Source organism: Mucilaginibacter segetis, from assembly GCF_016522075.1.
Taxonomy (GTDB): Bacteria; Bacteroidota; Bacteroidia; order Sphingobacteriales; family Sphingobacteriaceae; genus Mucilaginibacter; species Mucilaginibacter segetis.
In genome coordinates this window covers 442,832-466,892 of record NZ_JAEHFW010000002.1, presented here as the reverse complement: position 1 = coordinate 466,892, position 24,061 = coordinate 442,832, and the positions used below count along the sequence as shown (strand labels likewise).

The following is a 24,061-nucleotide window of genomic DNA, read 5'->3' as shown; positions in this document are numbered from 1 at the left end:
TCTAAAAAACAGTATCTTCCAAAATATCAGCATGTACAGGATAATCAGTGGTGTAATGTAACCCTCTGCTTTCTTTACGTTTCATAGCCGATTTTACAACCAGATAAGACACCTGTATTAAATTCCTAAGTTCACATAACTTTACAGATAACTTTGTTTTTTTATAAAACTCTTCTGTCTCTTCATAAAGTAACCCTAAACGTCGCATAGCCCTTTCTAAACGAAAATCAGACCGTACTATACCCACATAGTCATTCATTAATTTCTGCATTTCACGCACATTGTGGGTAACTAAAATATCCTCATTTGATAGCTTTACTCCATGTTCATTCCAATCTGGTATATGATCAGGAATTACAAATCTATCCACGTTCACAATTGCATCTTTATATATTCTATGGGCGAATACCAGTGCTTCTAACAACGAGTTAGAAGCCAACCTGTTAGCACCATGTAACCCTGTAGACGAACATTCACCGCAAGCGTACAACCTTGTTATAGAAGATCGTCCGGAATGATCAACCATTACACCACCACACATATAATGGCAAGCAGGAGCCACAGGTATCATATCCTTGGTCATATCTATACCTATATCTAAACACTTAGCATATATATTGGGGAAATGCTCGAGCATATCATTTTTACTTTTATGCCTGACATCCAGATAAACAAAATCCTCACCTGATTTTTTAATTTCAGCATCAATTGCTCGTGCAACAATATCACGCGGAGCAAGGGACCTGCGTTCATCGTATTCCTGCATAAATTCTTCACCATTAGTCCGTTTTAATATGCCACCAAAACCCCTTACGGCCTCTGATATTAAAAATGATGGATATTCTCCCGGATTATAGAGCGCAGTAGGATGAAATTGTATAAATTCCATGTTACGTACTTTACCCTTAGCACGATAAACCATTGCTACACCATCACCCGTCGCAATGGTTGGATTAGTAGTAACCGAATAAATATGGCCAGCACCGCCTGAAGCCATTACTGTTATTTTTGAGAGTATTTTCTCTACCTTATTATTTAAGGTATTAAGTGCATAAATACCGTAACATGCTATATCATCAGAAGACTTTTTTACCAACTCACCCAAATGATGTTGGGTGATCAGATCAACGGCAAAATAATGTGTTAAAATTTCAATATTTTTCTCCCTGTGTATCTCTTCAAGTAATGCCCGCTCTATTTCAAAACCGGTTATATCTTTATAATGTAAAACCCTAAATTCTGAATGACCACCTTCTTTCGCAAGGTCATAAATGCCTTCATTATTTTTGTCAAAGTTGGTTCCGTAATCGATAATCTCTCTTATACGTTCCGGTCCCTCCTTAACTACCGCTTCTACTACTTCCTTATCACAAAGCCCGTCTCCGGCAATAAGCGTATCATTTATATGTTTTTCAAATGAATCTTCTTTTTTATCCACAACTACAGCAACACCACCCTGTGCATACTTAGTGTTGCTTTCATCCTCATTAGCTTTAGTAACTATCAGCACCTTACCATGTTTTGCCGCCTTTAATGCAAAACTTAGTCCGGCGATACCCGAACCTATAACCAGGAAATCAACAGTTTTAGACATGTTTTAAATATGTATGGTGTAAAAATATGCTTTATGTTAATAAGCGGTATAAAACATGTTAAATTTGTGTAAGTAAATTTTTATAAATAAATAACAAGGTGGAGAACTCCGAATTTCTTGATTTTTAACAATACTTTTGAATGATTTATAAGATAATTGGGAGACGAAACTAACATTTTTATACACTACAATTTATTAACAAAAAGGATTTTAAAATAAATTTTGATTGTCACATTAATCTTAAAATCAATAAAATAAAAAATAAAAACTCCATATATATTGTTAGTAAATAATTAAAAACAACATTTTATATAAAGCGTAACACTATTTTTTAACATAACTAACACCTTAATAACAATAGTTTTATTTATATATAAAAAGAAGTTATTATTAATTGAATTGTTGAATGGATATCTTCGAAGAAATAAAAGTGAAAGGTTTTGCAGACGAATATATAGATCCGTCTATTGATCTTTTTGATGAAATTGAAAAACTAAAGAAGCAAAAGAATGCAGTTATATTGGCGCATTACTATCAGGAAGGAGATATCCAGGATATTGCCGATTATATCGGTGATAGTTTGGGCCTTTCACAGCAAGCTGCAAAAACTGACGCTGATATTATTGTGTTTGCCGGCGTTCATTTTATGGCAGAAACAGCTAAAATATTATCACCGAATAAAAAGGTATTATTACCTGATTTAAAGGCAGGGTGTTCATTAGCAGATAGTTGCCCACCACATTTATTTAAAAAATTTAAAGAAAATTATCCCGATCATCTGGTTATAACATATGTTAATTGTACAGCGGAACTAAAGGCATTAAGCGATGTTGTATGTACATCGAGCAATGCGGTACAAATAGTAGAAAGCCTGCCTAAAGACCAAAAAATAATATTTGGACCCGATAGAAATTTAGGAGCTTGGGTGGCAAAAAAAACAGGACGAGATTTGGTTTTATGGAATGGTGCATGCATGGTACATGAAATTTTTAGTAGAGAAAAAATAACTAAGCTTAAAGAAAGATATCCTGATGCTAAAATATTAGCGCATCCTGAATGTGAGGAAGTTATATTGAAAATGGCTGATTATATTGGATCAACTACAGGGATATTAAAATATGCTACTTCCAGCCCGGATAAGGAATTCATAGTTGCTACAGAAGCAGGTATTATTCATCAAATGGAAAAGGACAACCCTGATAAGAAATTTATACCAGCTCCGCCAAATAATACTTGTGCCTGCAATGATTGCCCCCACATGAAAAGGAATACTTTAGAGAAGTTATATTTATGTTTAAAAAATGAGATGCCTGAAATTTATGTTCCACCTCATGTTATAGAAAAAGCTGTAAAACCTATAGAAAGAATGTTAGATATTTCTGCTCAATTAGGGCTGTAGAGATTGGATATGAATAAGATAAAAAGCTGAGTACTTATAAAAAGTGAGTTAAATATCTATTTTGTATTTTTGCATTATGGAAATTCTTGATCCGGCTTTGCAGAAATACCTTGATGATCATTGCGATACTGAACCTGGTCAACTCCAAAAAATAAATCGTGAAACATATCTGAAGGTTTTAAAACCTAATATGTTATCCGGGCACTACCAGGGTAGGGTGTTGAGTATGCTAAGTAAAATGATGCAGCCAAAATTAATTTTGGAAATAGGCACGTTTACAGGATATTCAGCAATTTGTTTAGCTGAAGGTTTATCGGATGATGGTATATTACATACCATAGAAGTTAACCGCGAGTTAGAGGAAATGCTTATTTCACATTTTAAATCAACAAATGTTGAAAATAAAATTAAACTTCATTTCGGTGCTGCTGAGGCTGTAATTGCTGATTTTGAGGAAAATAACTTTGATATAGTATTTATTGATGCTGATAAAAAGAATAATTATACCTACTTTGAGTTAGTATTAGAAAAAGTAAGACCCGGAGGGTTAATAATAATTGATAATGTTTTATGGAAAGGGAAAGTTTACGGTAGTGAAAAAGACACCGATACTGAAAGTTTCCGCAAACTAAATGAAAAAATAGCTGTTGACACACAGGTTGAAAAACTCATTCTACCCGTTCGTGACGGACTATTGATTATCAGAAAAAAATAATTATGAAGAAACTCTTTACGTTTTTGCTACTTGCAATAGCTTTTACAGCAACTTCACAAACTTCTTTCGGACAAACAGCAGCTGAATCCTATATTGATAAGTTCAAAGATAATGCCATTCGTATAATGCATGAGACCGGAATACCGGCAAGTATTGTTTTAGGCATTGCAATTCATGAGTCTGCAAGCGGCAAAAGTGCAATTGCTAAACATTTAAACAATCAATTTGGAGTAAAGGGAAGCAAATCGGTAGTTTATTATAAAAATAAAAAGAAAGTAAGATCAGCATATAAACGCTACGATTCTGTATTAGATTCATTTGAAGATTTTGCCCGTATAATGACTGAAAGAAAGCAGTTCAGTAAATTGGCAGATAAATTTACCCAATATGATTATAAAGCCTGGGCTTTAGGAATACAGCGTAACGGATACGCAAGCAGCAAAAAATGGGCTTCTCAGGTATTAGGTATAATAGAAAAGTACGATCTACATGATTTAGACGGAAACCCTGCTAATGAAAGTCAAATAGCTCAAAATAATTAAATTATATTTTTTAACCTTAAGTTTGGATCATGATACAAGCTATTAAGGTATTATAATGCAGAAGTTTTTATTTTTAATAATCGCCGTTATTTTCTTTTCCTCATGCGCCGCGCATAAAAATACAATAAGTAATAAAAAAGCTCGCCGTAATAATAAAAGCATTCAAAAAGCTAATCGTAAAGCAATAGCTAATTATACTTCCTATACATCTGTACAGTATATAGAACGATTTAAGGATATTGCTATACAAGAAATGAACCTGTATGGCATTCCTGCAAGTATTACACTTGCACAGGGTTTGTTTGAATCAGGTAGTGGTAACAGCGAATTAGCTAAAGTAGCTAATAATCATTTTGGAATTAAATGTGGCAGTGGATGGAACGGCAAAAGCTATTATAAAGATGATGATAATTCTAATGACTGCTTTAGAGTGTATAATAATCCGGAAGACAGTTTTCGCGACCATTCAGAATTTTTAAAGAAAAAAAGATACGCTAAATTATTTGAGTTGGATAAAAATGACTACGAAGGCTGGGCTTACGGACTAAAAGATGCCGGTTATGCAACTAATCCTAAATATCCACAGCTGTTAATTAGTGTTATTAATAAATACGATCTTACCCAATATGACAGAGCCGAAGGTGAAATACAAAAAATAAAAAGAGAAGACAGGGTGTTATCGGAAATAAATAAGAATATAGGAAAAGAAGATAAAGACACGGTAGTGAAAAATACACCTGTTGATAAAATTTACATAGTAATCCAAGGCGATACACTATACAATATATCCAAACGTTTTGGTTTAACTGTTGATGAATTAAAGGCATTAAATAATATGGAAGATAATATCATTAAGATAGGACAAAAGCTAATCGTAGCAAAATAAGCATGTTAATTATTGTTAATACCAAAGTAAACCGCTTTTAAAAAATGTAGTTTTATTTAATAATGAAATTATGGCTATGTGTTTTCTTCCTTATTAGTTCGTTCTCCGTTTTTGGACAGCAAAAAGAGATAGACGGCATTGTATTTAATAAGGAAAGTGAGGCCAGGGTAGCTAAGGTTAACATTCTGAACACTAATACAGGCAAATCAGTTTATAATAATTTTAAAGGCGAGTTTAAAATAGATGTTTCCCCTGGCGATAAGTTGATATTTTCTTCTGCGGATTATAAAGCAGATACTATAATATTAAAAAATTATAGCCCGTTGGCTGTGTATATGCAGCCATTAGTTATTCAGCTAAAGCAAGTAGATATATTTGACACTAAAATTTCTCCCCAAAAAAAATTGGAAGCCACAAAAAAAGCGTACAATAAAATTTATGGCTCATTAGGAGATCGTGATTTGCTTAGCGTTTCGCCCGGGGCCGGAGTTGGGATCAATATAGATGCGCTGTATAATATTTTCAGCAAAAGTGGAAGAAATGCAAGACATTTACAGGAGGTTATAGAGGCAGATTATAAGCAATCTATAATTGATTTTAGGTTCAATAAATCGTTTGTTGGTCGTGTAACCGGTTTGCACGATCCGGATTTATCAGATTTTATGGCAAAATACCGGCCCGGATATTATTTTGTAATTGCTGCAAAAGATTATGAATTTATTGCATCTATACAAAATAATTTAAAAAGATATTTAAGAAATCCGGATGCATACAATTTGCCGGTGATTGTGCCAACCACAACTATACCCTAATCGATGTAAGGTTTGAGCAGGAGTTATGTGAAGTAGAAGTTTAAAAAAGAGTAATGAAATAAGAGAATTTTACATTTTATTTGTAATATGTTGAAAACCGGACTTAAGACACTTTTATTATTGTCATTTTCAATCGTGTTCTCCGCAAATGCGCAAACTACCGATACCGTTAAAAGAGATACAGTTTTAATTGACACAGTAAAAAAAGATACAGTAAAAATTGATACTGCAGTACTAAACGGATATCGCATCTCTCCTAAAAGAAACGCTATACCTGTTCCGTCTAAACCATTGCAAATTCAGCAGGAATTGATACCTGTTACCATGCTTGATTATAAGGTAAGTTACTGGCGCAGACATGTAACATTCGCTTTAAATTTTAATCAGGCAGCGTTTAGTGATAATTATAGTGCCGGTGGTGTAAACTCTATTGCATTAGGGTCTAATTTTATTTACCGTCTGGATTATAATAAAGCTCCTTTTAGTTATTCAACTGAATTAAACCTGCTTTACGGAAAATCTAAAAATAAGGGTCAATCTGCCCGGAAATCAAACGACAGAATTTTCCTTGATAATAAAGTAGCCACTCAATTATCTAAACACTGGTACTTTTTTGGTTCGTTAAGTTTCGAATCGCAATTTGATAAAGGATATCAATATACTGATGGTTCAGGAGCTGTTCTAAATCCTCCGTTACTTATTTCCAATTTTATGTCTCCGGGTTATTTAACCGAATCTTTAGGTTTTGAATATAAACCAGCGCCCTATTTTGATCTGCGCCTTGGTACCGGAACGGCACGCCAAACATTTGTTTTAGATACTACTATATATCATAATCAACCGGCTAACTATGGGGTTACACCTGGTAAAACAATCAGAAATGATATCGCATTTCAAATAGTAGCTATTTTCGATAAAGATATAGCTAAAAATATGCATTTGAATACGCGTTATGATATGTTTATTCCTTATGGACAGCCGCTTACCTATGTTCGCCACCGTTTAGATGCGGCTTTGGTTTCAAAAGTGAACAGGTTGATTAATGTATCTATAAGCGGTACCCTATTATTTGATAAAAACACATCAGATTCAGTTCAGGGAACGGAAGGTTTAGGATTAGGAATAATTTATAAGTTTCCGTAAAAACTATTTATAAAAAATCAACATGTCAAGTTTCCTTTCAGCCTTCTCAAGGGTTAGTCCAAGATCGTGCAAAGATTTTTTAATACCATCCAGGGTTCTTACCTCAACATTTGTTTTTATATCGAAGCGCTGAGATAAACCCGTTTCATCTACGACTGGAAGGTCCATCTCGTTGCTTAAGTATGTCGATGAAAAATCTTTCATAGTGGCGGCTGTACCGTCAAAACCCCGTCCGCTAAAGCTATAACTAAACTTTTCATTTGTTGATTTATTTAGCTTAGTAGAGTCGCTACATTTTAATATATAAACAGGGATCAGTTTTTGTTCTGTTCGTGCTTTTATTGGTAAAACAGCTAATAATTTTTTTTTCATTATACTTTTAAGGCTATCTTTTTGTTCTGGTTTCACCAACAGATCGAAACAATAAAGCGAGTTTTTATTATCGTAATCACACACTTGTTTTTCCTCTATTTCATAAATAATTTGCTTTGAGGAAACAATATCGAAGGCATCTTTATACATATTTGTTGCGCAAACATTAATATAACTAATCCTTCGGCCATTGTACGGAGCGTTTATATAATGTCGTCCCATACTTTGTTGACCTTTCATATAACCCCGAATAGTAAAACTTTCAGATTGTGTACTATCTACGCCAAAAATGTCTTTTCCGGAAGTTACCGCTTGTTCTTTAATTTCCGCACCGGATCTAATCTTATTCCCTTTCAATAAATCATCAATCATTTTTTGATTAATATAATCTGTTTTAACCAAAGCTACTATTTGGTGTTTACTATTAATTATGGCGCTTTGTCCTACATAAGAAAAGCCAAAAGCTTTATATAAAAAAAATGATGTATCGCTTGCTAACCATAACTTGGAAGGCTTTTTAATCAGGTACTTTTTTAACCGTTCAGGTGAGTCGTCAGAAAGGGCAATTACTCGTACATCCTTTTGATTGGTAATTTGCAGCTTTGCAAGTTTATCCATTTCCGGAATACATGGGCTACACCATGTGCCCCAAAAATTAATTATATACAATTTAGTGTTGGCGTTAGCCGGAATTAAAAACTCCTTAACAGGTGCGTTTATAATAGGTTTAAAAAGAATATGTGGAAAGATGTCTCCAACCTTTAAAGCGGTATTTTGAGCACTGGTTTGTAAACAGCCAACCAAATAAGCAAAAATCAAAAGTTTTTTCATTGCAGTAAAATTTGTTAATCAAAACTGAAGAATAATTACTACAAACAGGGTTAACGAAAGGGTTAATTTAGGTTATATTAGGTTAATAGAAATATAATTTAACATGCCATACAGTATTTTTGAGTAATGAACGCCAAAACACGGTTTATATTAATACTATGTGTATCTGCAATTGCAATAGTGCTGCTGCTACAGTTTTTTTGGGTAAAAAATTATTATAAAGTAAATCAGGAAACTTTCGAAAAGGAAGTGAACATGGCATTTGAGGATGCTTTAAAAAAAGAATTCAGCTTGCGGTGTGACACTATACAGCACCTTATCGCAAATCGCTTAATGGATACGGCTGAGTTTAAGATAACAGGAGAATATAACGAAGATAAAAAGAAATACATTTATACTATAGCAAATGCCCATAACCCGGGAGATAAGTTTTCATCATCATCATTTTCAAACAAAAATATAAAAGGAGTATTACACTTAAATGATACCATCTTTAAAAGGGAAATAGCAGAAAGTTTTGCTTATACTTTCAGAAGCGAAGACCTGGAAAACCACATAGTATACTACCGTACCCAAAATTTGGGAGGTTTTATGATAGATAATAGTCAAAAATACGACTTCGATACAATACGTTTAAGACCAGTATTAACCAATTATTTAAAACAACGCGATATTAACGTACCCTTCAGGTTTTATTTGCGTGCTAAAGATAGCACTCTTAATAAAAGCAATTTTAATACTGCTCTTAAAACAAAATATCCGATAATTACCAAATCTTATCCTACATATAAGCAGAAAGGGGAACAGCAATATGTACGGGCGATGTTTACCAACCCTTTTTCCTATATTATTTCTAAAATGGGGCTGATGTTTGCAGGATCGTTAATGGTAATTATAATGGTAGCCTTTAGCCTTCTTTATTTATTAAAGCAATTGTTTAATGAGAAACGCCTGTCAAAAATAAAGGACGATTTTATAGGAAATATCACTCATGAATTTAAAACGCCTATTGCCACAGCATCTGCAGCTATTGAAGCCTTAACAGATTTTAATGTGCTTGATGACAAAGCGAAAACGCAGAAATACCTTAATCACTCAAAAAATGAATTAGTCAGACTATCGGCTTTAGTGGATAAGATATTAAATGTAGCCATATATGATACACAACAATTTAGTATTGCCCCCGAGTGGTTTAACGTTGATGATCTGCTAAAGAAAATGTTATATGAATCGGCAGCAATACAGCAGAAGCAAATTAACTGGTTTTATAATAATTTAAGCCAGGTACATGAACTGTATGCAGATAAGACATACTTTGAACATGCTATAAAAAACGTTATTGATAATGCTATAAAATATACGCCCGGTGAAGTAAATATTCAGGTAGCTTGTAGTGTAGAAAATGGATTTTTGGCTATAGCGGTAAAAGATAACGGTATCGGAATATCTTCTGAAGCTCTGCCTCGCGTATTTGAAAAGTTTTATAGAGTGAGTTCAGGTGACAAACATTTTGTAAAAGGACACGGATTGGGTTTAAGCTACGTGAAAAGTATTATAGAGAAACACCATGGTTGGTATAAAGCAGAAAGTGAATACGGGCAAGGCACAAAATTAACATTAGCGTGGCCTGTATGAACAATAGTAAAATATTATTGGTAGAAGATGAACTTGTACTTGCGGAAATTGTGCATGAAAGCCTTAATTCGCGTGGATTTGAAGTTGTACACACTGATACCATACATGGTGCAAAAGAATTGTATTATAATATTCTTCCCGATATAATTATTCTTGATGTGATGCTGCCGGATGGCAGCGGATTTGATTTTGCAAAACAAATAAGAAACATAGATGCAGAGCTTCCCATAATTTTCCTCACTTCGAGATCTTTAATTCAGGACGTGGTAAAAGGGTTTGAAAGCGGAGGAAATGACTACTTAAAAAAACCTTTTAGCTTGGAGGAATTAATAATTCGTGTTAAAGCGTTATTAAGTAGAAACAGGATCTTAATAAAAGAAAAAGAAGAAATTAAAACCATACAGATAGGGAGCTATAAATTTCAATACCCTTTGGGTATTTTAAGCCGGATGGAAAACAAACGTACGCTTACAACCCGGGAAAGTGAAATTCTGCACTTACTTCTTTTAAACCGGAATAATGTATTGAACCGGAACAGTCTATTAATGGAACTATGGAACAATGACGATTATTTTTCCGGCCGTAGCCTTGACGTATTTATGGCCAAACTCCGTAAGTATTTGAAAGACGACCCATCGGTGTCTATCCTGAATATACGCGGGCAAGGATATAAATTAATATATTAAAGAGGGATGTTTATTTTGATTTATGTCTTTTTCTCAGATCTTGAAAATCAATATAGTATAGTAATTTCAGCGAAAAGTTATTATTCTGAGGCTGATTAAAAGTATTATCAAAATTACGGAAATACCCTTGATTGGCCAGGTTGCTAAATGTTTGTGTAGAGTTTTTCCAGGAAATACTTAATTCGCTTCCCGGAGAAAATTGCCAAACATATATCATGTCAATATTCCAGGTGTTAAAATTTTGATCAACCTCATGATTGAAATTGTTCGTACTAAGCGGAGCCAGGGAGCCATCCTGTGCAAGATCAAAAAACTCCTTATTGTTAAGCTTGCTCCAATAATGCCTTAATCTTAGTGACAGCCCCATTACACTATTAAAAGTATATTTTAGGTTAAATATATTTTCAACGGTGTGCACATTACGTAAAGCAAATATCGGATCAGACGTTAGGGTGTCGCGTGTAGAGTATCCCGTATAATTTATCCGCGGACTGTAGGTGACATCGCCACCGAAGGAGAACCGGTTACTAAGCCGCAAATTGTAATACACTTCAATGTCGGTGCCTTTCCCATTTAATCGGTTAAGCCATTTGTTGGAATAAAAAAGCCCTCCTGAAAGTCTTTTAGCCTGGTTAGTACCTAAATTAAAATTCAGAATAAAAGTTTGCGGCGATTTATAAACCCTACTCTCAGTTCGGGGTTCATAAAAATCATTCCCTTCCTGTTGAAAGTGGCCGTTAAAATTGCCGTACCAAAAGTTTTTGAAGTTAAAAAAGGCGCCAAAGTTTTGGTTAAAATACTGATAGGCCGATGGTGTTACCCTACGTGAATAATAGGTGTTTGTCCAGGCTCCCCATTGGGTAAAAAACTTTTTAGGTTTATAATTAGTGTATTGAAGGTTAATATTATGATCTATAAAATTATTATTGAATAAAATGCCTAAATCGTTCTGATCATACGTACTGCTTACAAAATCTTCATAAACATTCCATGTAAAATTCCCTGAAGATTTACCACCGCCAATTTCATAACTGTATCCGGTTTGTGTTGGTTTATCCGGATAAAACAAGTTGCTCATGAAACCATAGCCACTTAGGTTATAGTTGTTTTTTTTATTATTTAAATTATAAACCAACCCGCCAACATCAGCAGAATAATCTTTACCAAACCTGTCTACATTGGTGTTAATAAGCGTAACAGCCGAATTGTTCTTTAAATTTTGATCAAGTACAATAATGTTATAATTTGTTAACGGGCTGGTTTGCACTTCGCGCCTGTTACCTTGTGCATCCTCAATGGTAGCGTAAGAAGTATTTGTAATAGCATTAAAAACTCCGATTCCTAAGCCATTGCTCAAACGCCCCGAAAGCTTAGTAGCATTAAGCAATTTGGTTTCTGTCGGGTTTTTCACCACTTCCTCACCGGGTTTCAAATCATTGTACGCATTATTAAAATTTATAGGCTGTCCGCCTACGCGGCGGGAATAAAACAAATTCCCCTTATTAAAAAGCTCCGTTCCCTCGGTAAAAAACGGACGATTCTCATTGTATTTTACTTCAAACGGAGTAAGATTCAGAATTTTATTGTCCGATTGTACCTGTCCAAAGTCTGGGATCAGGGTAAGGTCAAGGGTAAAGCTTTCATTTATACCATATTTAACATCCATACCTCCATTAACAGATGTAGTCGTGTTTTTAACTCCAGGTGTATTGTATGGATAGTTATTTACGTAAGTAGAAAAATACGGGTAAAAAGCCAGCCTTACCGGCGGCGTTAGTTTTTCCAATCCGGTTAGTATACCCTCCTGATTTATTAAGCCGCTTTGCTTGGGGTCGAGTTCATTCCAAAATAATTGCTTTTGTTCAAACTGCCGTTTTCTTATCAGGTTCATACCCCAGGTTTGCACATCTTTTTTTGCAAAACGTAATGCCGAATAGGGTATTTTAAGTTCTGCTGTCCAGCCTAAACTGTCAACATTCACGCGACTTATCCAAACCGCATTCCAGGTTTCATCTTCTATATTTCCGTTAGGGTTTGGTGCATATTTCGCATCAAACTGACTATTTGCAGCTGTTACAAAAAAACCGGAGCCATTTATCCCGTCTTTATAAGTATCCAGGATAATACCTATAAAATCTGCATTTCCAATTTTATCCCGGGTAGCCAGTTCTCTCGCCACCTTATCGGCAGATGTTTCGTACATGCGTGCGCCAATATAAATGGCACTGTTGTCGTATAATATTTTCACCTCGGTACGTTCATCTTGTTTTTCGTGCTGGCCGGCATTGGGTTGCAGTTCAACAAAATCTGTTGCTATAGGAACATTATTCCAAACCGCATCATCCAATATGCCATCTATTTTTGGAGCGGTTTCTGTTTTAATGGCAACAAGGGTTTTTTTTGGATTTTGAGCGAAGGCCGTCAGTGTGAATGCAGATAAAAATAAGGCAGGTAAAATTCTCATCAGTTAGTTTATAGGCTATAAGATGGATGAAGATGGAAAAACGTTACACTTTTTTATGTTAAATGTTGGTTAATGAATGTTAAAAAATGTTTATGCACAATGAAGGTGGCCGAATTGTTTCAAAATCATAACTTTGTAACCTCAAAAATTAATAATAATAATGTTTGAAAATCTTTCGGATAAACTTGACAGGGCTTTTAAAGTACTGAAAGGACAAGGATCAATTACAGAAATAAACGTGGCCGAAACCATGAAAGAGATAAGAAAAGCTCTTTTGGATGCCGACGTAAATTATAAAACAGCTAAAGCCTTTACTGACGACGTAAGGCAAAAAGCAATTGGCCAAAATGTGTTGACGGCTGTTTCGCCGGGGCAGTTGTTAACCAAGCTCATGAATGATGAGCTTACCGAACTTATGGGAGGTACAGCTGCTGAGTTGGAACTTAAGGGGTCTCCTACAGTTATACTTATTGCCGGGTTAAACGGTGCCGGTAAAACCACCTTTACAGGAAAGCTGGCAAACTACTTAAAGACGCAAAAAAATAAGAAGCCGCTATTGGTGGCCGATGATATTTATCGCCCCGCGGCTATTGATCAGCTACAGGTATTGGGCGGGCATATAGGCGTTCCGGTTTATGCAAATTTAGAGTCTAAAAACCCCGTAGCGATAGCTTTAGAAGGTATTGCTCAGGCAAAACAGAATGGCAATAACATAGTAATTATTGATACAGCCGGTCGCTTAGCTATTGACGAAGCCATGATGCAGGAGATTGAGCGTGTAAAGGCGGCTGTTAATCCACAAGAAGTGTTATTTGTGGTTGATGCCATGACCGGGCAGGATGCCGTGAATACCGCTAAGGTGTTTAACGACAGATTAGACTTTACGGGTGTTGTGCTTACTAAACTGGATGGTGATACCCGTGGTGGTGCTGCGCTTTCTATTAAATCCGTGGTGAATAAGCCTATAAAGTTCATAGGTACCGGCGAAAAGATGGAAGCATTAGATGTTTTCCACCCGGATCGTATGGCATCCAGGATATTAGGAATGGGTGATGTCGTATCATTAGTAGAAAGGGCTCAACAACAGTTTGACGAAAAAGAAGCAGCGGAACTACAGAAAAAAATACGTAAGAACAAGTTTGATTTTAACGACTTTTATAGCCAGATACAGCAGATCAAAAAAATGGGCAACATGAAAGATCTGATGGGGATGATACCTGGTGTTGGTAAAATGATGAAGGATGTAGAGGTAAGTGATGATGCTTTTAAATCCATCGAAGCAATTATTCAGTCCATGACACCTAAGGAGAAAGAAAATCCGGATATTATTAACCAAAGCCGACGCACACGTATAGCAAAAGGTGCCGGTACCGAACTGCAGGAAGTTAACCGCCTGATGAAGCAGTTTGATGATATGCGCAAAATGATGAAACAAATGAGCAATCCGGCTGCTATGGCAAACATGATGCGCCGAATGCCAAAGATGTAATAACAAAACTTCAATACAAGGCGCCCCGGACTTCAAAATTCAGGGCGCTTTTTTATTGATTGAATTTTTTAAGGGTGATGTTAAGAATTAAATAAAACAAAATACTATTAAAAGCATCCTTGTAAAATTACCCTTACAGATAACAAGATTGTCGGGTATTTTTACAAACTTTAGCTTTTAAACCATTTGTATATATGATGTTAACTTTACCTTTTCGCAAAAGTGTTTTACTGCTACTTGCAGTTTCTGCCTTATCCGCGCAGGCCCAAAAAAAGCAACTTACCACAGGGCAGATGCTGCAAAACGAGCCTAATAAAATAATTGCACCGATACCGCAAATTACCGGTTGGGCTGATGATTCGCACTATATTACCAGAAGCTTTGGTCGCAGAGGAGGGGGCAGCATGCAGGTTGATGTTAAAACCGGCATAGAAACCCCATATAGCCCCGCCAAAGAAACAACAGTTATTGTTCGTGATAAAGATATTTATCTGAAAAAAGAGGATGGTACAGAAACGCGTTTAACAAAAACGATTGACGAAGAACAAAATCCCATATTATCTCCCGATGGAAGTAAGATTGCCTTTACTGAGGGTGGCAATCTTTTTATAATTGATATCGCCACGGGCAAACAATCTCAAATAACAAATGATGGCTCAGACGTTATTTATAATGGATATGCATCCTGGGTTTATTATGAAGAGATATTAGGCAGAGCATCCCGCTACAGAGCTTTTTGGTGGTCGCCTGATAGTAAGCGGATAGCATGGATGCATTTTAACGACTCGCAGGTGCCGGTATTTCCGATTTATAACTCCGAAGGTCAGCATGGTTTTGTGGAGAAACAACGTTATCCTGAAGCGGGTGATCCTAACCCAAAAGTTAAAATGGGTTTCTATTCCATAGCAGATAACAGGATAAGCTGGGCCGATTTTGATGAAAATGCTGATACCTATCTGGGTACGCCTTTTTGGTCGCCTGATGGCAGCGCTTTATGGATGCAGTGGATGAACCGCGATCAAAATAACCTTAAAATATATGCCGTTAATCCGCAATCTGGCAGTAAAACTGAAATATACGACGAGAAACAAAAAACCTGGATCGATTGGTTTGACGACATAGATTTTCTAAAAAACAACCAGGGCTTTATTATAAAGAGTGATAAAAGCGGCTGGATGCAATTGTATTTGCATGGTATGGATGGCAAACTTAAATCACGCATCACCAATGGAAAATACACCGTTACAGGAATAGAGTATATTGATGAGAAGAACAAGCAAGTATACTTTACCGCCCGTAAGGAGAATTCTGCAAGGGTTGATCTTTACAAGGCCCCGTTTAATGGAAAGAGTTTAACACGTTTAACATCGGGAGAATTTAATCACCAGGTGTCGGTTTCCGATAATGGTACATATTTTACCGATACGTATTCAAACGTATCTACTCCGACAAAAATAGCATTGTATAACAGTTCGGGTAAATTTATAAAGGAAATAGCCGATAGTAAGGGGGATGAATATAACGATTATCAATTGGCAACCACACAATTAATAAGAGTAAAAACACCAGATGGGTTCGACCTTCCGATGACAATTATGCTCCCGCCTAATTATGATCCAAATAAGAAATATCCGGTAATGATAAGCGTATATGGCGGACCCAATGCAGGTACAGTAATGGATAGCTGGAGGTTTAGCGGCATGAGCCAGTGGTGGGCCAAAGAAGGGCTGATACAAGTAGCTATGGATCACCGTGCATCCGGCCATTTTGGTAAAGCGGGACAAAATTATATGTATCATGACCTTGGAAAATGGGAAATGAACGATTATATAGAAATGGTAAAATGGTTGCGCAACCAAACCTATGTTGATCCAAGCAAAATATGCATTACCGGCGGAAGCTATGGAGGCTATATAACGGCGTATGCTCTAACTTACGGATCAGATTATTTTACACATGGTATAGCAAACTTCGGAGTAATGGATTGGTCTTTATATGATTCGCACTACACCGAGCGCTATATGGGAACGCCTAAAAACAACCCCGAAGGTTATAAAAGCAGTTCGGTATTAACATACGCCAACAAGCTTAAGGGGGTTTTACGTATAGTACACGGTACAATGGACGATAATGTGCATGCTCAAAATAGTATTCAATTAATTGATAAGTTAGAGGATGCAGGGAAACATTTTGAATTTCTGCTTTATCCGGGCCAGCGTCATGGTTTCCGCGACCGTACAAAAGCGATGCACCAGCGTATGGAAACCAACAGATTTATTTATCAATATCTGTTGGAAAAACCTATGCCGGAAGAGTTGAAATAAATAGTTCGAGTTTAGTAACACATAAAGAATCCTTGCTTGTTATATTACAGCAAGGATTTTTTGTATACCAAGGTTGTATTATTTTAAATAATTAAGTTCATATGTTGCAAAATTCAAAAGCATTCAGCGGATTTTCGGTTGATGATACGGAAAAAGCCAAACAATTTTATGGGGATATTTTAGGCCTGAACGTGACGCAGGATAACAATATGGGTGGAGTGTTAACTATTCATGTTACAGGGGGCGCTAAAATTTTGGCCTATCCCAAGCCCAATCATTCACCCGCTACTTTTACTATTTTAAATTTTCTGGTTGATAATATCGCTGATTCGGTAAACCAACTTAAAGCTAAAGGCATACAATTCGAAAGTTATGATATGGAAAACTTTAAAACCGATGAGGACAATATCTTCAGAGGGGGAGGGCCATTAATAGCCTGGTTTAAAGATCCTGCAGGAAATATACTATCGGTGATTGAAACTAAGGCTTAAGCTTTTTTTGCATTTTTAGTAACTCGCGCGGAATAGATCCAGTTAACGCTCAAAACAACAATTAATATCATTAATCCAAAAAACTCTCTTGATTCTTCAATCCAGGGTTTAGTAGCCTGCATGGTTTGCACCATACTCTCAGCCTGGTGTTCTTCTACCCAGTCTAAAACCCCTGTTTTGTCAAAAAATAAATAAGCGCCATACGCTGCGTAAACTATAATTCCGGCTAAGTATGCTTTGGGATAAAACTTTCTTTTAGCCGCAAAATAGCACAACGCCGAACTATATAAATATATAGGCATCCATAAATAGGGATCGGGATCGTTGTATTGCAATGCCGCGAAAAATATGAACAAAACAAAAAATAGCAGGTTAAAAATTTTCATGGTTTAGCCAAGGGGCGCTGCAATTTACATATCTAAAAACACAACGCCTAACTAACGTAGACTTTTGCAAACCTTAATCATTGTCAGGCTGTTGTCTATACAAATAATTCAGAGATTATTATGAGTCTTAAAGAATATGTTGCCAAGAGGGATTTTACTAAAACAGCGGAACCCCAGGCCGGTAAAAGTAAAGATGAAAGCAAGCTGTTGTTCGTGATACAAAAGCATGATGCAAGCCGCCTGCATTATGATTTTAGATTGGAGATGAATGGGGTATTAAAAAGTTGGGCTGTTCCTAAAGGACCCTCTACAGACCCCAAGACTAAACGACTGGCCATGATGGTAGAAGATCATCCGTTTGACTACCGAACGTTTGAAGGGATCATACCAAAAGGTGAATATGGAGGAGGTACAGTTATCGTATGGGATGAGGGGACTTATGAACCCATTGAGGAAATAAAGGGTAAAAAAGCCCAGGAAAAACACTTGTTAAAACAACTCAAATCGGGCTCACTTAAAATAAAGCTGAACGGTAAAAAATTGAAGGGTGAATATGCTTTAGTTAAAACATACGGTATGGGCGAGAACGGGTGGTTGCTGATAAAACATAAGGATGATTACGCTTCTACTGCGGATATTACCAAACAAGATAGATCGGTAATATCCGGAAAGACCATCGAAAAAATGGAAAAAACCAGCGAAAAGGTATGGCAACACGGACAAGAGGAAAATGTAAAAAACTCCGAAAATTCAGGAAAAGATGCGACAGAATCGCTTCAAGACATGCAGGCGGGTGAAACAAAAAAAATGGATGTTAATAAACTATTAAAACATGCACCAAAAACAGCCATTCCTAAAGGAATTAAACCGATGCTGGCTACACTCGTTGACAAACCATTTGATGACGACGAGTGGGTTTATGAAGTGAAATGGGATGGTTACCGCACGTTAGGTTTCATCAACAAAGGCGAGGTTCAATTGCTGTCACGTAATAATAAATCTTTCAATGACAAATATTATCCCATAACCCGATTGCTGGAGGAGTGGAAGATAAACGCTGTTATTGACGGAGAAATTTTGGTTTTGGATAATAAAGGAATATCAAACTTTGGAGCGTTACAAAACTGGCGTAGCGAGGCTGATGGTGAACTGGTTTTGTATGTATTTGACCTGTTATGGTATGAGGGTAAAAACTTAATGGAACTCCCTTTAATTCAGCGACAGGCCATTTTAAAGGAGATATTACCAGCTAATGATGACAGAATAAGGCTTAGCCAGGTGTTCGCGGCAAATGGCGTTGAGTTTTTTGAAGCCGCAGAGAAAATAGGACTTGAGGGAATAATTGCTAAAAAGGCGGATAGTTCATATATAGCCGACAGCAGATCAAAGGAGTGGCTTAAAATCAAGATTAACAAAAGGCAGGAAGTAGTTATTGGCGGGTTTACTAAAAATGCAGGTACCAGTAAATTATTTAGTTCGTTATTGCTGGGCGTTTTTGAAGATAACGGTTTTCATTATGTAGGAAAGGTGGGCACAGGCTTTTCTGACGTGCAGCAAAAAGAAATGATGGAGGCATTTAAGTCGCTAATTGTAAAAGAAAGCCCGTTTAAAAGTGAGCCCGATGTTAACAAACCATCAAGATTTAGGCCAAATCCGCCAAATGCAAAAGCTACGTGGTTAAAACCCGAATTGGTATGTGAGGTGAGTTTTACCGAAGTAACAGGAGATGGCGTATTCAGGCACCCATCGTTCCAGGGAATGCGTGAGGATAAAAATGCAAGAGAAGTTGTAAGGGAAGCTGAGGCTGATACTGAAGATGTTGTAGATGAAAAAGTCGCTTCAAAACAGCAGGCCCATCCCATGATAAAACCACCCGGGGAGAAAACAAAACGTACGCTATTGAACCCCAATGAAGAAACCCAGATAAAAAAGATATGCGGGCACGATCTTAAATTTACACATTTAAGCAAGTTGTATTGGCCGGAGGATGGAATTACTAAACGCGATATGTTTAATTATTATTACCAGGTTGCAGAGTACATATTGCCTTATTTAAAAGACAGGCCTCAATCACTTAACCGGTTCCCCGGGGGTATACACAGCTCCGGTTTTTATCAGAAAGACGTAAAAGGGAAATCGCCGGATTGGGTAAAAACCTTTCCTTACAAAACCAGCGATGGTGGAGATAAAGATTATTTGGTTGGCGCAGACGAGGCCACATTGCTATGGATGGCATCGTTAGGTTGTATCGAAATGAATCCGTGGTTTAGCAGAATTCAATCGCCCGACAATCCGGACTATTGTGTAATAGACCTTGACCCTGATAAAAATACCTTTGATCAGGTTATATCGGCAGCGCTTGAAGTAAAAAAAGTGTTGGACGCCATAGATGTACCTGCTTACTGCAAAACATCAGGTTCAACAGGTATGCATATTTATATTCCGCTGAATGCGAAATACGATTACGATCAATCTCAAATGTTCGCACGCTTAATAGTAAACATTGTGCATAGGCAAATACCGGATTATACTACCTTAGAAAGGTCAATAAAAAACCGCGATGGTAAAATGTATCTTGATTTTTTACAAAATCGTCCAGGTGCAACAATTGCAGGACCGTACTCATTGCGTCCTAAGCCTGGAGCAACCGTTTCAATGCCATTGCATTGGGATGAGGTAAAACCCGGACTGACTATGAAACATTTTACTATCCATAATTCGGTAAGCCGGTTGAAAAAAGAAGGGGATTTGTTCAAAGGCGTTTTAGGGAAGGGTGTCGATTTAGAAAAAACCATTAAAAAAGCCAAAAGCATATTCGAATAACTTTTGGCTCAATATATATATAAAGAATCTTATGCAGCTAATTGAAATGCTACTTTATTTATAAAAGTTGACAGATCAAATGGTTTGCGTAAGTAATCATCAGGTGCACCATCGGCAAGTAATGTTTTTTCGAGATCGGCGCTACCAGAACAAATAATAACAGGTAATTTTTCTGTGGCTTTATTATGTTTTAGTATGCGGCATAAATTAATACCATCAACACCCGGAAGCATTACGTCCATTATTAAGAGATCAGGCTGCGATGAATCAATTTCGCGCATAATATATTCGCCGCTCGGTAATGATTTAACATCGTACCCGTTCGCTGACAGTATGAAACTCATCATTTCAACAATCAACTCATTATCATCCACAATTAATATTTTCTTACGCATAAACATTGCTTTTTATGATTATAGCAAAGCGCATGCCGTTATTAACTTTTGATTAAAAAACTTAAAGATAATATAAATAATTATATGTGAATGAACAATTCTTTATAAGGTTTTCGAACTTTTAATAATTTGCTGTAGGGGTCATCTTCAGCTCTAAAGCCAATAGCAACTATTACAGTTGATGTTAAGTTCTTTTCTTTTAACCCCAGTATTTCATCAAATTTTTCCGGTTCAAAACCTTCCATTGGGCAGGTATCAATTTCCATTTCAGAGGCAACACTTATTAACACTCCCACACCAATATAAGCTTGCTTTTGAGCCCAAATTATTTTTTGATCCTGAGTTTTGCTGTTAATAGCACCTAAGATCATTTGCTCAAAGCCGGCCAGGCTTTCAACACTTACACCTCTGGTAACAGCAATGTTTTTAATATAGTTCCTGGCATATGCGGCATCTAAATTTGTTTCAGCTGCAAAAACAATCAGTTGAGATGCATCTGTTATTTGCGGTTGATTATAACCCGCTAAACGTAATCTCTCCCTTATAGCGGCATCTTCTACAACTACTACTTTGTAGTGTTGTAATCCAGCCGATGAGGGCGAAAGTTGCACTGCTTTTAAAAGGTCGGCTAATTTATCCGGTGAGATTTTTTTATCCGGATCAAATTTTTTGGTGGCGTAGCGCCATTCAAGACTATCTATTATTGACATGATAAACAAATTAATTAAACGCAAAATTAAATGTTTAAACATGTAATACGGTCACATTAAAGCCATACTACGGCATCCGGTCTTTTAATGTGTTTTCTTTATCCTTTTCTTCTTTTTTCAATCTTCTTTTTTCTTGTCGTATCTCTTTTTTCGTTTTTCCGGCAGTATCAATATGATCTATTTTATAATCATAGTCATTTTTAAGTTGCTCAATTTCCTGTTTAAGTCGATTTTTGATCATCTCATCAGTTTCCTTTATTTTAGCCTCAGCTTTGGCTGCAGCAGAAGTATCTTTTTTGCCAAGTAAACGCTGAAAAAAAGAAGGACGTTTAGCCTCATCAAATGCAGGTAATTGCCCATCGTCATTAAGCTGCATCATTAAACTATCGGCCAGTGTGGTGTCGGCCGGGGCTTCCCTTCGCAAGGCCTCCCGCAAACGAACGTTGTAAAAGCCATAAGCATTAGAATCTCTTTGCGTAAGTCCTTTGCTTGCCATAAGCCGGCCAATTAGGTTAAAGTACCCATGTAAACCCTGCCGCAAAGTTCCATCCGGCTGAAAAGCGTATAAACCCGCCTTTGGATTAGGTACAATACTGGCGAGGTAAATGCTTTCACCCAAAGTAAGTTGTGAAGGAGCCTTCCCAAAATAATAATGCGAAGCTTCACTTATGCCGTAAATGTTTCTACCCCATTCAATAATGTTAAAGTAAACTTCAAGCATCCTGTTTTTACTCATGATCTGGTTGTTTTCTATCAGCCAAACTATCAGTATTTCCTCTATCTTTCTTGAAAGTGTTTTATTGCGACTCAAGAAAGCGTTTTTTACCAGTTGCATTGATATGGTACTGCCACCACGTTTGAATTTTTTATCTTTAAAATCAGTAGCTATTGATTTTCGGATTGATTCTTCAACAAACCCATGATTACTGTAAAAGGAGGGGTCTTCTGCAGTCATTACGGCATTACGTAAATCGGGAGCTATATTTTGCAAGGGTGTAAACTCCGGGTTCGATGGTCCGATAATATGAGGAGACATAGCCTTCCCTTTTTCATAGGGAACGTATACAAAAGAGCTGTTGAGTTTATTAAGGTCTGTTTTTCCGTATTTGAGTATTTTAAAATTCTGTTTTTCCAACCTGGAATCGAAAACAACATCGTCAACATGAGCGGAATTGAGAAACAAATTCAGATTATAATTTAGTTTTCCGGCAACTTTCATCCCATCTAAGGATTCAAACATGCCATCTGGAAATGAATCAAAAAGATCCTGTGCATTTTGCCATCCGGTATTGATTTTTAATTCGTAAATTTTAACAGGGTTTAGCGTGTATTTGATGTAAGGATTTGCTGTTATCTTTTTAAGATGAACAACTGATGAGCTATCAAGTGATAAATAATTTTCTCCTACAAAAATATTAGCATCTATTGATCCATTGGGGATAACTATATTGCTTACCGATAAAGCAGGGTGGTTTATTAATAAATTCCGAACAGCAAAGTAACTATATATTTTAGTTTCTCCACCGCCATTACTAACCTTAGTTAAGCGGGTGGTGAGGGTATCAAAATTAAGTTTTAATCGGAATTTCTTTTCTATAATTGGTAGTTCTACCTTTTTCCCATCGGCAAAGAGCTTTACGTCAATATCCTTGTCCGATGGATGCATTAATCCTGCAAAATGCCAGATAGCAGCTCCATTATCAACATTAATAGTTGATGTTAATTGGCCATCGTTAATTATTGCTGTTTGGGCCAGCAGTTTTAGCTTAGTACTATCATCTCTAAAACTTATCATAAAGTTTTTTAGCGACAGATTATCGGGAATTTTATATAAAACTTCATTGATCAGATTGTTGGAAAGGACAGAAAGATCTACTTTGTTTTTAGTTGCAGTAGAGTCCTTTTTCTTTTTAAAAAGAAAGTCGAAGTTTTTAACTCCTTTAATACTGGTTAAACTTAAATGGCCATTTTGGAGAGTAACGTCAGCTAACTTTATATTTCCAAAAATCAGAGGTAACAGCTTTACGCTGACCGTAAAATTTTTAACAAACATCAAACTATCGCGCTGATACGGAATTATTGAGATGTCCGAAAAGGCCACGGTACTTATGCCCGTAAAATGGGCTGAACCTATTTTTACATCTAAATTATAATCCCTCTTTGCTTTTGTTTTAGCTTTGTAAATAGCCTTTTGCAGCAGCACTTCGCGTTTTGAATAAGCAATATAACCACCAATCAGCACTATTACTATAACTAAGGCTGCTACTATGCCAGCAATACGGATATATTTGGAATTGATATTGATACGGCGCATTTATAAATTTTATCCAAAACTAAACAAATATAATGTGCTGCAAACGGTTA

The 24,061-nt window shown here is 36.4% G+C and carries 19 protein-coding genes; 12 read left to right on the top strand and 7 right to left on the bottom strand.

Translation table 11 applies throughout. The features are described from left to right. Nucleotide 1: 1 nt before the first annotated feature. Nucleotides 2–1,594, bottom strand: coding sequence for an L-aspartate oxidase (nadB, locus tag I5M19_RS11735; RefSeq protein WP_200066521.1), 1,593 nt, complete (start codon nt 1,592–1,594; stop codon nt 2–4). Nucleotides 1,595–2,000: 406 nt separating this feature from the next. On the opposite strand from nadB, the gene nadA reads away from it, so the two are divergent. From nadA to I5M19_RS11705, 6 genes are all read left to right on the top strand, one after another. Next, nucleotides 2,001–2,993 carry a quinolinate synthase NadA gene (nadA, locus tag I5M19_RS11730; protein ID WP_200066520.1) on the top strand — a complete coding sequence of 331 codons (993 nt, stop codon included), beginning with the start codon at nt 2,001–2,003 and terminating at the stop codon, nt 2,991–2,993. Nucleotides 2,994–3,069: 76 nt separating this feature from the next. Next, nucleotides 3,070–3,708, top strand: coding sequence for an O-methyltransferase (locus I5M19_RS11725; protein ID WP_200066519.1), 639 nt, complete (start codon nt 3,070–3,072; stop codon nt 3,706–3,708). 2 nt (nt 3,709–3,710) lie between these two features. Beyond that, on the top strand, nt 3,711–4,250 hold the full coding sequence (locus I5M19_RS11720) for a glucosaminidase domain-containing protein (RefSeq protein WP_200066518.1): 540 nt from the start codon (nt 3,711–3,713) through the stop codon (nt 4,248–4,250). A gap of 55 nt (nt 4,251–4,305) precedes the next feature. Next, complete coding sequence (locus I5M19_RS11715) at nt 4,306–5,136, top strand: glucosaminidase domain-containing protein (RefSeq protein WP_200066517.1); 831 nt, start codon at nt 4,306–4,308, stop codon at nt 5,134–5,136. Between the two features lie 62 nt (nt 5,137–5,198). Further along, nucleotides 5,199–5,948 carry a hypothetical protein gene (locus I5M19_RS11710; protein WP_200066516.1) on the top strand — a complete coding sequence of 250 codons (750 nt, stop codon included), beginning with the start codon at nt 5,199–5,201 and terminating at the stop codon, nt 5,946–5,948. 120 nt (nt 5,949–6,068) lie between these two features. Beyond that, entirely contained in the window at nt 6,069–7,091 is a 1,023-nt protein-coding gene (locus I5M19_RS11705; RefSeq protein WP_235985831.1) for a DUF3078 domain-containing protein, read from the top strand. A 3-nt stretch (nt 7,092–7,094) separates the two neighbouring features. Here the strand turns inward: I5M19_RS11705 and I5M19_RS11700 are convergent, their stop codons facing one another. Further along, nucleotides 7,095–8,294, bottom strand: coding sequence for a DUF3738 domain-containing protein (locus I5M19_RS11700; protein WP_200066514.1), 1,200 nt, complete (start codon nt 8,292–8,294; stop codon nt 7,095–7,097). A 126-nt stretch (nt 8,295–8,420) separates the two neighbouring features. On the opposite strand from I5M19_RS11700, the gene I5M19_RS11695 reads away from it, so the two are divergent. Beyond that, complete coding sequence (locus I5M19_RS11695; RefSeq protein ID WP_200066513.1) at nt 8,421–9,929, top strand: sensor histidine kinase; 1,509 nt, start codon at nt 8,421–8,423, stop codon at nt 9,927–9,929. Continuing rightward, complete coding sequence (locus I5M19_RS11690; protein WP_200066512.1) at nt 9,926–10,615, top strand: response regulator transcription factor; 690 nt, start codon at nt 9,926–9,928, stop codon at nt 10,613–10,615. The genes I5M19_RS11695 and I5M19_RS11690 overlap by 4 nt, the downstream gene beginning before the upstream one ends. 10 nt (nt 10,616–10,625) lie before the next feature. On the opposite strand, the gene I5M19_RS11685 is transcribed toward I5M19_RS11690, so the two are convergent. Further along, on the bottom strand, nt 10,626–13,079 hold the full coding sequence (locus tag I5M19_RS11685; RefSeq protein WP_200066511.1) for a DUF5916 domain-containing protein: 2,454 nt from the start codon (nt 13,077–13,079) through the stop codon (nt 10,626–10,628). Between the two features lie 160 nt (nt 13,080–13,239). Between I5M19_RS11685 and ffh the strand changes: the two genes are divergently transcribed. From ffh to I5M19_RS11670, 3 genes are all read left to right on the top strand, one after another. After that, nucleotides 13,240–14,568: a signal recognition particle protein gene (ffh, locus tag I5M19_RS11680; protein WP_200066510.1), complete on the top strand. Its 1,329-nt coding sequence runs from the start codon at nt 13,240–13,242 to the stop codon at nt 14,566–14,568. Nucleotides 14,569–14,762: 194 nt separating this feature from the next. Further along, nucleotides 14,763–16,892, top strand: a complete 2,130-nt coding sequence (locus I5M19_RS11675; protein WP_235985830.1) for a S9 family peptidase — start codon at nt 14,763–14,765, stop codon at nt 16,890–16,892. A 101-nt stretch (nt 16,893–16,993) separates the two neighbouring features. Further along, nucleotides 16,994–17,383, top strand: coding sequence for a VOC family protein (locus I5M19_RS11670; RefSeq protein WP_200066509.1), 390 nt, complete (start codon nt 16,994–16,996; stop codon nt 17,381–17,383). Here the strand turns inward: I5M19_RS11670 and I5M19_RS11665 are convergent. Further along, complete coding sequence (locus I5M19_RS11665) at nt 17,380–17,769, bottom strand: transmembrane 220 family protein (RefSeq protein ID WP_200066508.1); 390 nt, start codon at nt 17,767–17,769, stop codon at nt 17,380–17,382. The genes I5M19_RS11670 and I5M19_RS11665 overlap by 4 nt on opposite strands. 120 nt (nt 17,770–17,889) lie before the next feature. On the opposite strand from I5M19_RS11665, the gene ligD reads away from it, so the two are divergent. Next, nucleotides 17,890–20,592, top strand: a complete 2,703-nt coding sequence (gene ligD / locus I5M19_RS11660; protein WP_200066507.1) for a DNA ligase D — start codon at nt 17,890–17,892, stop codon at nt 20,590–20,592. Nucleotides 20,593–20,621: 29 nt separating this feature from the next. On the opposite strand, the gene I5M19_RS11655 is transcribed toward ligD, so the two are convergent. The 3 genes from I5M19_RS11655 to I5M19_RS11645 form a co-directional block, all read right to left on the bottom strand. Then, nucleotides 20,622–20,987, bottom strand: a complete 366-nt coding sequence (locus tag I5M19_RS11655; RefSeq protein WP_200066506.1) for a response regulator transcription factor — start codon at nt 20,985–20,987, stop codon at nt 20,622–20,624. Nucleotides 20,988–21,067: 80 nt separating this feature from the next. Next, nucleotides 21,068–21,697, bottom strand: coding sequence for an NAD(P)H-dependent oxidoreductase (locus I5M19_RS11650; RefSeq protein WP_200066505.1), 630 nt, complete (start codon nt 21,695–21,697; stop codon nt 21,068–21,070). A 67-nt stretch (nt 21,698–21,764) separates the two neighbouring features. Continuing rightward, on the bottom strand, nt 21,765–24,011 hold the full coding sequence (locus I5M19_RS11645; protein WP_200066504.1) for a transglycosylase domain-containing protein: 2,247 nt from the start codon (nt 24,009–24,011) through the stop codon (nt 21,765–21,767). Between the last annotated feature and the right edge of the window lie 50 nt (nt 24,012–24,061).